The 12,726-nt window shown below is 30.6% G+C and carries 10 protein-coding genes; 6 read left to right on the top strand and 4 right to left on the bottom strand.

Annotated elements, in window-relative coordinates; all coding sequences use genetic code 4:
* Positions 1-20 precede the first annotated feature (20 nt).
* From lepA to MAGB_RS00620, 5 genes are all read left to right on the top strand, one after another.
* Entirely contained in the window at positions 21-1,814 is a 1,794-nt protein-coding gene (lepA, locus tag MAGB_RS00600; protein ID WP_004023894.1) for a translation elongation factor 4, read from the top strand.
* An 85-nt stretch (positions 1,815-1,899) separates the two neighbouring features.
* On the top strand, positions 1,900-3,351 hold the full coding sequence (locus MAGB_RS00605; RefSeq protein WP_004023895.1) for a phosphotransferase: 1,452 nt from the start codon (positions 1,900-1,902) through the stop codon (positions 3,349-3,351).
* An 87-nt stretch (positions 3,352-3,438) separates the two neighbouring features.
* Complete coding sequence (locus MAGB_RS00610; RefSeq protein ID WP_004023896.1) at positions 3,439-4,170, top strand: nitroreductase; 732 nt, start codon at positions 3,439-3,441, stop codon at positions 4,168-4,170.
* An 82-nt stretch (positions 4,171-4,252) separates the two neighbouring features.
* On the top strand, positions 4,253-5,047 hold the full coding sequence (locus MAGB_RS00615; RefSeq protein ID WP_004023897.1) for an alpha/beta fold hydrolase: 795 nt from the start codon (positions 4,253-4,255) through the stop codon (positions 5,045-5,047).
* A gap of 124 nt (positions 5,048-5,171) precedes the next feature.
* A complete protein-coding gene (locus MAGB_RS00620) occupies positions 5,172-6,773 on the top strand; it encodes a glycosyltransferase (RefSeq protein ID WP_004023898.1) in 1,602 nt (533 codons plus the stop codon).
* Positions 6,774-6,844: 71 nt separating this feature from the next.
* Here the strand turns inward: MAGB_RS00620 and argS are convergent, their stop codons facing one another.
* The 4 genes from argS to MAGB_RS00640 form a co-directional block, all read right to left on the bottom strand.
* Entirely contained in the window at positions 6,845-8,464 is a 1,620-nt protein-coding gene (gene argS, locus MAGB_RS00625) for an arginine--tRNA ligase (RefSeq protein WP_004023899.1), read from the bottom strand.
* A gap of 106 nt (positions 8,465-8,570) precedes the next feature.
* Positions 8,571-9,818 carry an AEC family transporter gene (locus MAGB_RS04430; RefSeq protein ID WP_004023900.1) on the bottom strand — a complete coding sequence of 416 codons (1,248 nt, stop codon included), beginning with the start codon at positions 9,816-9,818 and terminating at the stop codon, positions 8,571-8,573.
* 187 nt (positions 9,819-10,005) lie between these two features.
* A complete protein-coding gene (locus MAGB_RS00635) occupies positions 10,006-10,977 on the bottom strand; it encodes a lactate/malate family dehydrogenase (protein ID WP_004023901.1) in 972 nt (323 codons plus the stop codon).
* Between the two features lie 207 nt (positions 10,978-11,184).
* Positions 11,185-11,421 (bottom strand): biotin/lipoyl-containing protein, encoded by a 237-nt coding sequence (locus MAGB_RS00640; protein ID WP_004023902.1) that lies wholly within the window; start codon positions 11,419-11,421, stop codon positions 11,185-11,187.
* Positions 11,422-11,739: 318 nt separating this feature from the next.
* Here MAGB_RS00640 and MAGB_RS00645 point away from each other — a divergent pair, with 318 nt between their 5' ends.
* Entirely contained in the window at positions 11,740-12,714 is a 975-nt protein-coding gene (locus MAGB_RS00645; protein WP_004023903.1) for a phosphate acyltransferase, read from the top strand.
* Positions 12,715-12,726: the final 12 nt, after the last annotated feature.

Below are 12,726 nucleotides of genomic sequence, written 5' to 3' on the forward strand. Positions count from 1 at the left end.
TAAAAAATGATGGTATTAATATGGACAAGAGCAAAATTAGAAATTTTTCAATAATAGCACACATAGATCATGGCAAAAGTACACTTGCCGATAGGATTCTAGAATTAACAAACACAGTAGCTGCTAGAGATTTAGAAGAGCAGTTTTTAGACCAAATGGACTTAGAAAGAGAAAGAGGAATCACAATTAAGCTTAATGCAGTGCAAATTAAGTACAAAGATTACACTTTCCATCTAATTGATACTCCTGGGCACGTTGACTTTACCTATGAAGTTTCTAGATCACTAGCTGCTTCTGAAGGCGCTCTGTTACTAGTTGATGCTACTCAAGGAATTGAAGCTCAGACTCTTGCCAATGTTTATCTAGCCTTAGAAAATAATTTAGAAATTATTCCAATAATTAACAAAATTGACTTACCTTCAGCTAATGTTGAGAAAACTAAAGAAGAAATTGAAAACATTATTGGTATTCCAGCTGACAATGCAGTGTGCGTGAGTGCAAAAACTGGACTAAACTGTGAAAAAGTTTTAGATGCAATAGTTGATTATATTCCTGCACCAAAAGATGCAGATGATACTAAACCACTAAAAGCTTTGATTTTTGATTCGTATTTTGATGAATATCGTGGCGTTATTATGCTAATTAGAGTATTTCAAGGCAAACTAAAAGTTGGTGATGATTTTAAATTTATGTCAAATAATGCTAACTATCATGTCATTGAGCTAGGTGTAAGAAATCCTAAGGAAACTAAAAAAGAGTATTTGGAAGCTGGCGAAGTAGGTTATGTAGCTGCTACAATTAGAGATGCTAAGGAAGTGCATGTTGGTGACACTATTACATTAGTTGAAAATCCAGCACTAGAACCGCTTCCAGGTTATAAACGTAAAAAACCTGTGCTTTTTACAGGATTTTATCCTATTGATACTAGAGACTATGCTGAACTTAAAAAGAGCTTAGATAAAATTTCATTAAGTGATAGTTCGCTAACTTGAGAACAAGAAACTTCTAAAGCATTAGGTTTTGGTTTTAGAGTTGGTTTTCTAGGCATGCTACATATGGACGTTATTCAGGAAAGACTAAGCAGAGAATACAAAGTAGGAATTATTGCAACTAGTCCTAGTGTTGAATATAAAGTTGTTAAAACTAATGGCACATTTGAAATGATTTCTAACCCATCATTAATGCCTGATAGAACATACATAGATCATATTGAAGAACCTTATATTGAAGCTACAATAATCTTACCTAATGAATACATTGGTAACATTATGGACTTGTGTCAAAATAAGCGTGGAATTTATAAGTCTCTAGACTATATTGATGAATCTAGAAGCAGATTAATTTATGAAATGCCTTTAGGTGAAATTGTATTTGATTTCTTTGATAGAATGAAAAGCTTAAGCAAGGGATATGCTTCATTTGAATATGACCTAATAGGCTATAAAACAAGTGATTTGGTCAAAGTAGACATACTGTTAAATGGCGACAAAATCGATGCTTTTTCGATTATCACTCATAAAGATTCAGCATATGAAAAATCTAGAGATCTAACAAAAAGATTAAAGGATGCTATCCCTAGACAAAATTTTGAGGTGCCAGTACAAGCTACAATTGGTGGAAAAATTATTGCACGTGAAACAATTAAGGCATTTAGAAAAGATGTTACTCACAAATTGCATGCCTCTGATATAAGTAGATACAAAAAGCTTTTAGAAAAGCAAAAAGCCGGTAAGAAAAAAATGAAGATGCTAGGCTCAGTAGAAGTGCCACAAGAAGCATTTTTAGACATTTTAAAAACTAATGTTGATAAATAGACTGCAAATTTTGCAGTTTTTATTTTTTAAGCTTCAACTCTTCATTAATTATTCATTGCAATATTAAATATATAATTAAGTTGCTATGAATGAACATGAGTTTTTAGAATCTAGAATTGAAAAAGACTTGCTTAACAAGCTTTCTAACATAAAGTTTTATTATAAAGGCTTTCATAATTACACTTTTAAGGTAGATTATGAGGGCAAAACTTGTCAATTAAGAGTCCCTATTTCTAATTTAGTAGATCATCAGGTTGAATCATTATTTATGGATAAGTTACCTGGTGTTTATTACTATAAAAAAGGCGTATTAGTCAGAAAATGATTTGAAGGCAAAACTTTAGAAAATGTTAATTTGACATTAAAAGTACAAAAAGCTGTTATAGATAAAATTAAAGGGTTTCATAAAATTAAAATTGATTTGCCTGCAATTGATCTTTTTTACTATGGAAAGGGAAGCAAAAAGTACCAAACATATGTAGAAAAGTACAATAATGAAGTGCCTTTAGTCACTTGCCACTGTGATTTAAATTTAAAAAACATATTAATAAATGAAAAAAATGAGGTGGAATTAATTGATTTTGAGTGAGTTAGAAAAGCAAATCCGCTTTTTGATGCTATGTCATTAATTCATATGAACTTTGATTCAAACTTAGTAAAAAAAGAATTCAAAATTTCCCAAAACAAGTATAAAGAAGCCTTATACGTATGTAATGAATTTTCTAAAATGTCTTATGAACATATTTACAAAGATCTTTTGCTAGATGATAATAAAACTCAATTACATGAGGGATATACAAATTTATCCTATGTTAAAAATGACTTATTTATTCAAAAAAAGCAAAAAAATGGCTTTAATCATTTAAATAAATTAGAAAAATTCAGCAATCTTGGCATCACTGAAAATGTTATATACGAAGATGATGAAGTTATTATTAGACACTTTATTAATAAAATGCCAATTGACTTCCAAAACGGTGATATTCGCTTAAAAATTGCTCAAAAATTAGCTACTCTTCATAGCTCAAAAATAAAGCTTATTAAAAATCAAATTGCTAAAAGAATTAAGTTTTACTATAAAGCAAATAAAGACCATGAGCTTTTTAATAAAACATTTAGCACCGAGGTAAAAAAGAAAATTTTAGAAGCTGCTAAATTCTTAAAAAATGAAATTCCAAGCCACAACGATCTAAATCGTGAAAATATATTGCTGGCTAACAATAATGAAATAATGTTTATTGACTTTGAATATTCATCACAGAATTCAAAATATTTTGATATTGCATATCACTGCAGCGATCTAGATTATTCAGCTGATGATGAAAAAATATTTATTAGTGAATATTTAAAGCACACTAAATTTGACTTTGACTATGATGATTATTATGCTACTAAAGCAATAGTATGTTTATATGGCATAAGCTGATCTTTAACATATAACCCTGATTTTGACTTCACATGGCTAATTAAGCATGTTTTAAACAATATAAATTATGTTGATATTTTTTTACAAAAGCACTATAAAACAGGCAAATAAGTATCTTTTAGTCTAATTCCACAACCTTTGCCAATGTATTACATTGTGCAATGCATTTAATATAATTGACATAAAGAGGGGGTATGTGTGGATTTTATTACAAAAATTAAAAACAGATATTCAGTAAGAAGCTTTGATCCAGATAAAAAAATTCCTGCAGAGGACTATAAGAAAATAATTGATGTAGTTAACTCTGCTCCAACATCATCAAACTGACACTCATCTAGTGTTGTAATAATAAAAGACAAAGAATTATTGGAAAAAATTTCAGAATTTAGACCTTTTACAAAACATTTAAAAGATGCTCAGTTTTTTATGGTTTTCATTGCAGATTTTAATAGAATGAATTTAGCTCAAAAATCGTTTCCTGAATATAACTACAATAATCATTCATCAGAAGCATACACTGTAGCTGTGGGTGATGCTTTTATTCAAGCCACAATGGCTCAAGATGCTGCGATTGAATTAGGCCTATCTACCTGTTTTATAGGTGGAGCCAGAGTAATGGTTCAATTCCTTATTGATATCTTAGGCATTAAGGGGCAAGCTTTTCCAGTCGTTGGACTTGCTGTTGGTTATGAAAAAGGAAAGGGTACTGTAAGACCTAAATTAAATAGAGTTTTTGAAGATAAATATGATTATGAAAGAATTAAACAAGATGTTGTTGAGTATGACAAAACATTAGTTGAGTTCTTTGAGAAAATTTCTCCTGATAAAAAAGCCTGATCATACCAAGAAGCAACTGTAAAATCTGCTTCAGGATATGCATTTGATACTGAATTAATTGAAAATATTTGAGATTTAAAATTGCAAAAATAGCAATAAGATAAAACTCCTAATATAGCTATTGCATAAATAGCTATTATTATTTTTATGGTAATTTAATTTACAAAGGAAGTATATGAAAAATGTTGTTTATGACTATGAAGTAGTCTTTAAAGACAATAATAATCCAAATGAAAATATTATTTTTTGTCATGGATTTAACTCATCACCAAAAACTTTTAAGACATTTGAAAAGTACTGAACAAAGAGCAATTATTATGCATTACAGTTTCCAGGAAATAGTAATGTTGCTCCAATTAATAATCATGAAGTTTCTGTTCCGCAGTTTGCTAAATTAGTAGTTGAGTTTGTAGAAAAAAATAACTTAAAAAATGTCACGTTAATAGGACATTCAATGGGCGGGGGCACAATTTCGCTAGCTTATAACTTAAAGCCTGAATTATTTAAAAAAATGGTTTACATTGCTCCCATGAATAAAACATCATTAGCTCTAGCAGATGATTACAGAAATGATTATTTTCCTAAAACATTTGACGACTTTTTAATATTTTTAAAATCACTATATTATGACACAAGCACTTTTACAGCAAATAATGAATGAATGGAAAAAGCCAAAAAGAGTTTTGACCCAAATGACTATAATAATGAAACAATCGTCAAACTTGGCGAATCATTGCCTGTTTTAGAATTGCACAATCAAATTGAGCGTGGCTTAGATTCAATTAACGTTCCAACTCTCTTAATTCTAGGTGAAAAAGATGGAGTTATAAGAAGAGAAGAGTGCATTGAATACTTTAAAGAGCATGTAAAAAATGTTGAAACAGTTTATATTCCTAAAACTGGACATATGATGTTTGAAGAAAACTGAAATGAATTCATTAAGATCTTAGAATCTTTCTTAACTAAGTAAATTTAAAAGCTCAGCTTTTATTTTTTTTATTTGTTTAATGCTATTTACTCAATATACATATTGTTTTTATAATTTTTAATATAATTGCTAAACTGCTTATTTAGTAATGGAGATTTTGGAAGCAATGAAAAAGAAACAAAATGTGTTTATCTTTGTGATAATCATTTGACTTATATTATGTTCAGCGATAATAGTGCCACTAATTCTGAAGTTCATAAATCTATTCACTGTTCCAAATAACTATTCATTAGCTATTAAAATTGTGATTGTAATACTGCTTATTGCAAATGCACTTATATTTTGTTTTTTCTGACTAAAATCAACAAAAGACATGGTGTTTTCTCTTACTTTTTTGTTCTCAAGAAAAAAGCTTACTAAAAAATTTGAACCTATTATTAACTCAAGCCTAAGTGATGAGTTTAAAAATAAAAGAGTTGTACTGCTCTATTGTACATGCGATGACTTTCATGAAGAGTCGTTATTAAGTTCTATGAAACAAGACTATTTAAACTATGAAACAGTCATTTTGGACGATAGCAAGAGTGAAGAATACATTAAAATAGTTGATACATTTGCTAAAGAACATGGTCTAAGAGTTGTTAGAAGAGAAAATAAAGAAGGCTTCAAAGCTGGAAATTTAAATAATTATTTAAAAAACAATGATGATTATGATTACTTTGTGGTTTTAGATAGTGATGAAGTGATTCCAAATGATTTTATTACTCAGTCATTAAAATACTTTCAATTTAATAATAAAATTGGTGCTCTGCAAGCTTATCATATAAATAAAACAAAAGTAAATGGGGGGGGGAACTTATTCCAATACTTGCTCTCAGTTTCATCTAATGTTTCATCTTTAGACAATCACTATATGCGCCAGCTTTATGGCGAAAATTCATTGCTTGGCCATGGTATGATAATAAGCAAGGAAGTTTATCGTCAAACTAATGGTTTTCCGCATATCTTAGTTGAAGATACATCTATGAGTGCTGAAATAAAAGCACTTGGTTATGAAGTTGTTTATGCGCCTAATATTGTTTGCTATGAAGACTTTCCAAATGATTATATAGCTTTGAAAAAGAGACAATGCAGATGAACTGCTGGTAATGTTCAATATATTAAAAAATATGCTAAGAAAAACAGAAAATCAAACTATAGATGGTTTGAAAGAATTGATTTAGTTCTAAATCATTATTCATTGCCACTAATTCCTGTTTTTGCAGTGATTTTCTTAATCAATTTTTTAATTATTGGCTTTTTAGGTTTTAGAATAAGCCCTAGAGAGCTAGTGTTTGTGATCATATGAATTTCATTTTTAATAGGTACATTATTGCTTAGTGCATTGCACTTATCAAAGAGCAGGAACATTTTATTAGCAATACCAGTGTTTTTGGTTACAACAATTGTTTATACAGCAATGAATCTATCCTTAGTTTTTGCAGTTATTAATGGTTTGTTTAATAAAAAGCTTAAGTTTATCGTTACTCCTAAAGAGTCTAAGAAAATTCCTTTTAAATATATGCTTCTTCACTCAATTATTCCCTTTTTATTTGGAGCAGCTGTCTTAGTTGCTACTTACTATTCATGAGGGACAGTTGTGCCAACTTTAATTGTTTCAATTCCTTGTTTACTCTTCCCTATTGTTATAACTTTTTCAAATATTCCTCTTGCCAAAAGGGCTACAAAACAGAAGCAAAGGGCAAGAGCAGGTGCACAACAAAAATAAGTAAGCTGTTACACTTAGCACTTAAATGACAGCTTACTTATTTTTTATATATCATAAAATTTATAAACTTTTTACATTGACTCAGGGGCTGAAACTTCTAAAAGTTTTAGCCCGTTTTCAATTGTGATGCTTACAGCTTTTACTAAGGCAATTTTACTTATTTCATTGTCACTGCCAATAAGCTTAGGACTATTTGTGTATCATGAGTTAAACTCTTTAGCTAGCTTAACCAAATACTGAGTTAATAAGTGTGTTGCATATTTATCAGCTGATTTTTCAACCACTGATGGAAATTCTAATAATGTTGTGATTAAACTATTATCACTTTGTTTATCAAAAGAGGCTGCATATAAATTATTAGATTCTATATTAGCTTTTTTAATTAAAGAGTGACATCTAGCATTAGCATACTGAACTAAAATTGCTGGATTATCATTGCTTTGGCTAGTAGCTAAGTCTATATCAAAGTCTAATTTTGAATTAAGTGTTCTATCTAAAAGTAAAAATCTAGCAGAATCCTTGCCAACCATTTTGACAAATTCATTTAAGAAAAAGCTAGTTCCCTTTCTCTTAGACATCTTAAACTCTTCACCATTTTTGATTAATCTTACTAGTTGCATGCATAAAACAACTAAATTTTGTTCATTAAGCCCTAAATCTTTGACAGCACACTGCATTCGTTTTACATAGCCAGAGTGATCAGCACCTCAAACATTAATAATCTTAGCATCAGAGCCCATTCTTTTGTATTTGTCTTGATGATAAACAATATCAGGCAAAAAGTATGTATATGAACCATCACTTTTTACTAAGACTCTGTCTTTATCATCGCCATGAATTGTTGTTTTTAGTCACAAAGCACCATCATTTTCATAAGCATTTTTTAGGCTTTTGATTGTTTCTTTAATTTTGACTTCATTATTTTCATACAATGATTTCTCACTAAAATAGTTGTCAAATCAAACACCAAAATTTGCCAAATCTTCCTGTATTTTAGCCATAAAAATACTAATTGCTTCATTCTTAACAAGCTCAAGTAATTTATTATCTAGCTCGCTATTTTTAAATTTATCACCATATTTAGCATAAAACTTTTGCGCGCCTCAAACTATATCTTCACCTTTATATGATTCTTCCGGCATAGAATAATCGGGATAAAAAATTTGCTTGTATCTAGATCATAAACTATTAGCTAAAACATTAATCTGATTTCCAGCATCATTAATGTAATACTCTCTTACCACACTATAGCCAGCAAATTCTAAAATATTAGCAATTGTGCTACCAACAGCTGCATTACGCGCATGACCAACATGTAAAAATCCTGTTGGATTAGCTGAAATAAATTCAACATTTACTTTGCCTACTTTATTCCCTTTGCCATAATTTTGTCCTAATTTTAAAATTTGATTAACACCTGAAACTAAATAATCATCACCAATGCTAAAGTTTATAAATCCAGGATTAGCCACTGAAATATTTTTTATGCCAAATTCTTCAGGCTTTATCATGCTAACTATTTGCTGAGCTAACTCCATTGGCTTAGTATTTATATTGCCTAAAGCCATATTGGTTGTAAGATCTCCATGTTTTTTTGATTCAGTTAAAAAAACGCTTCTAGTAATGCCTAAAGATGATGCAATTTCTTTAAGTTTGCTTTCTAATTTTTCTTTTAGATCTAACTTATTCATAGTATTTTAAATTTTATATTATTTTGCCTTTTTTGGCTTTCCATAAGCAATAAAAAAGGAAAATACTTGCCTAAATAAGTATTTTCCTTTTTATAACGATTCTAAACTATCCTAACATAGCGCCTAATACTGGGCCAAATGTTGAGTATGAAATAACTAACCAAAGTGGCAAGAATATTAAGGCTAAAAGCGTTGTTAGCGATGAAACTTGCGCTACATAGACAGTATATTTATGATCATTAGCAGCTGAAAAAATTGATAGAACACCAGCAGGCGGTGTAGCTGCTAAAAGTACAAATAATGTCCCTATACTTGCAGCTGATTCTTTTGTAAGAATCTTGCCATGAACAAATCCAGCAAATACAGCATAACTTGCTAATAAAACAATTAAAGGTACTGTAACCATTCTACGTGTTGATGTAATTAAAACATCTTTATCTTTAATAGCTTTTCTAATGCTTCCAGTTGCAAGTGAGCCACCAATAACTAATCATGAAATTGGCGAGACTAAACCTGTACCAATTTGCAGTGTTTTATGTATAGCTGGTAGGGCAGTTGGGAATGCTCCCCAGAAAGTTGAACCCTTGCCATCTTTAGACACTTCATAAACGTTAACAAATTTAGTGTCTAAATGAGGAACAAATTGCAATGCTCATAAAGTTAGAGATAAAAATAGGGCAATAATTGTTGGGTTAAGTGCTAATGACTTAACAACCTTACCGGCTGTTTTCTTAGTTATTTTTTGTCCTGAGAAAAAGACTGGAACATGTCCGAAAGCACCAATAAGATATGGCACACACCATACTTGTAAAAGCGCTTTAGTAAAGGGTTGGAATATAATTCCATCCGAAAGAGAGTGCACTAATGGAAGCGCAAAGAATTGCAATGAACCATAAATAAGCATAAATTGACTAGTCATAAGTTTCATCTTATAATCATCAATCACTTCATTTTTGATTACCGCTAATGACTTAGTACTTTGGCCTTCAGTAGCACTTGCATTATTTTGTGTATAAATTTCTTCCGCTTTAGCATTAATTCTTTTTGCAACAAAGCGTGGAGCAAATTTAACTAATAAATAAGATAGTAATGTAAATAAAATGTAGAAAACTAAACTTGACACTAGCACGATGCCCACAGCAGCGGCATCTTCTTTGCTAGCATCTTGCATAAATGCGGTGAGAACCATAAATGGTAAAAAGAAGTTGAGAACCAATTTAGACATTCTCCCGTTCATTTCTTTAGTCACTATTTTTGCCCTTGTCGCGGCGAAACCAATAGCAACGAAGACAATGGTAGAAATTACAGCTCCCCACATTCCCTGCGTTGTAATTACTTTTATAAAATTGTCCATTTTAAGACCCCCCCCCACAACAGTGTGGGACGATTTAAAAATTGAATTTTGATAAAGGTAATACTTTTTTAAAAGAACTTTTTAAATTAAACAAACAAAAGGGTATAGAAAGTTACCCCTCCATTTTTTGTAATATAAACAATAGGCGGGTAACTTAATATTTAATTAATTATTTGAACAAAATTAATTATTCAAATTTAGCGTCAACACCAATTGACTTAAGAATTTCTGTGTGAACTTTAGCAACAGCTTCAGTTGAAGCTTCGAATTTTGCTCATTCTTCTTTTGATAAACTTGGTTTAAATGGAAGGTATTCGTATCCATTTTCACCAATAATTACAGGAATTGATACATAAATACCTGCATGTTTGTAACCTTCAGGAATCTTAACACCTAAATTCATCACAGTACGTCTATTATCTAAAATTGCTTTTGTAATTTCAAATAATGATGTTGCAATACCAAATTGTGTATTACCTTTACGTGATCAAATGTAGAATGCTTCAGCAATAACTTGTTTAAGAACTTCTTCGTAGTCTTCCTTAGTAATCTTGCCAGATTCTACTAAACCTTCTAAAGTTGTTTCACCAACTTTAACTGTTGATCAAGCTATCATAGCGGTTGCGCCATGTTCGCCTAATACTGACGCTCTAATTGCATCAGGTGATGTGTTGAATTTTGCGGCAAGCATTTTCTTCAATCTACCAGTTTCTAAGTTTGTACCTGCAGAAATAACTCTGTTAGCTGGAATTTTGCTTCCATAGTGTACAGCAGCAGCCATAACGTCACATGGGTTAGCAGCAACTACAACGATACCTTTAAAACCAGCAGCATCTAAGTCTTTAGCGAAGCTTTGCATTAATTTTGCATTAGCGCCAGCTAAAGCCATACGGTCTGAGAATGACTTGTCAGCTGGAATTGATGCTGTAATAACAACAACATCTGCATCCTTAGAATCTTCTAATAATGTACCTGGTCTAAATGTTGAACCATTTCTTGGCATCAATGAAACCATATCTTCAAAATCGTGTGCATGTGCTTCAGCAATTTGAACATTTTTATCAACTAATACTCATTCAGCTTCAAGTCCTCTTGCTACTGATGTGTTGATGTATGTAAATCCAACATTACCTAGTCCAACTACAATAATTTTTTTCATAAACTCGTCCTTTATATATTTAATAAGTGTTAAATAAAAATCACTAAAAAATGACTTTTAACACTAACATTATTTTACTAAATATAAAAGTACAAATTCATAATATAAAACATTTTCATAAGTAAATTTTCTCTTCTTGTGCTAATAAAGCAAATAAAAAAATTCAAGGGCAAATGCACTTGAATTTTTATGATTTCTTAACTAAAATTAGTTTGTTTCAATGTGGAAGATTTCTTCACCAACATGAATTTCTTGACCAGCAGAAATTAAAATCTTAACAATTTTGCCTGAAACTGGAGCAGGAATTTCTGTTGTCATTTTGTCAGTTTCAACTGAGAATAAGTCTTGACCTTCTTTAACTTCTTGGCCTTCAGTAACAAAGACGTCAACAACTGTTCCTTCGTGAAGTCCTTCACCAACGTCTGTAAATTGCATTTTAAACATATTAATTCCTCCTTAATATTTTTGAATTTTGATATCAAAATGATAAATGTTTATATAAACCATTTTCTACAATTAATTATAAATTAATTTGTGTTTACTAATTATAATGGTTTATAAAACAATCAATAATGTTTTCTATCTATTTAAAACCACTAATATTGTCACAAAAAAAGCTATTTTTGTAAATAAAAATACTAAAAGAAAAGGAAACTTTTCCATACATTGTTTTTATCCATAAATATAAAATAATATAATTGCTTTAGGGTCTTTATTTTTTAATATACTTTTTAACAATTTACTACTTAAGGAAGGGAAATTATGCACAGTACATCAAAATTTAGTGGCTATATTAACTCTTTATTAAAAGAAAAAAGCCAAAAACAAATGCTATCAGTTTTGTTCATTGATGGCGAGGATAAAAGAGCTAGAGAAGCTGCTTTGTATTTTCAAAACAACAATTTAGCTAAGCCTATTATGTTATTGGAAAATGAAAGCCAAGCTGTTGATGATGGACTTGAGAACATAATTTTAAGCAAGGAAAGTGAATCAATTAAAGCCTATACACAAGAGTTAGTTAAACTTCGTGCTGGCAAAGATGATTATGAAACTTGTTTTAAAAATATGCAAACTAGACCATATTATGGCGCAATGATGATAAAGCTTAAAGCTGTTGATAGTGCTGTTGGGGGCTTAATTTATTCAACTGCTGACATTTTGCGTGCTGCTTTTAAATGCATTGGCGCAAAACCTGGAATTAAAACTATTTCTAGTGTTATAGTTATGCATAAAGATGATGAGCAACTTATTTTCACTGACCCATCAACAGTGCAAAAGCCAAGTGCTGAGCAATTAGTTGATATAGCTGCTAATGCTATTAATTTTGCTAATATGATGAATATGAATAGTCTAGGAGCATTTTTAACTTATTCAACTAATAACTCAGGCAAGGGTGAAAATCCTGACTTAGTTAGAGAAGCTGTCAAAATGGCTACTTCAAAAGGGCTAAATGTAATTAATGGCGAAATGCAATTTGATTCAGCTTATGATTTAGATGTAAGAAAATCTAAGTTTCCTAGTGCGCCACAAAAAGAAGCCGGAGTATTTATTTTTCCTAATTTAGAAAGTTGCAATATTGGTTGCAAAATAGCGCAAAGAATGGGCAAATATGGTGCTGTTGGTGCAATTTTACAAGGAATCAATGGGGCTATTAATGACTTTAGCCGTGGGGCAACTGTGGCTGATGTAATTGATGTTACTTCTATTACTATTTTGAACGGATATACCTTTAAATAAGGCTTGAACGGA

The sequence above is a fragment of the Mycoplasmopsis agalactiae 14628 genome, assembly GCF_000266865.1.
Lineage (GTDB): Bacteria > Bacillota_I > Bacilli_A > Mycoplasmatales > Metamycoplasmataceae > Mycoplasmopsis > Mycoplasmopsis agalactiae_A.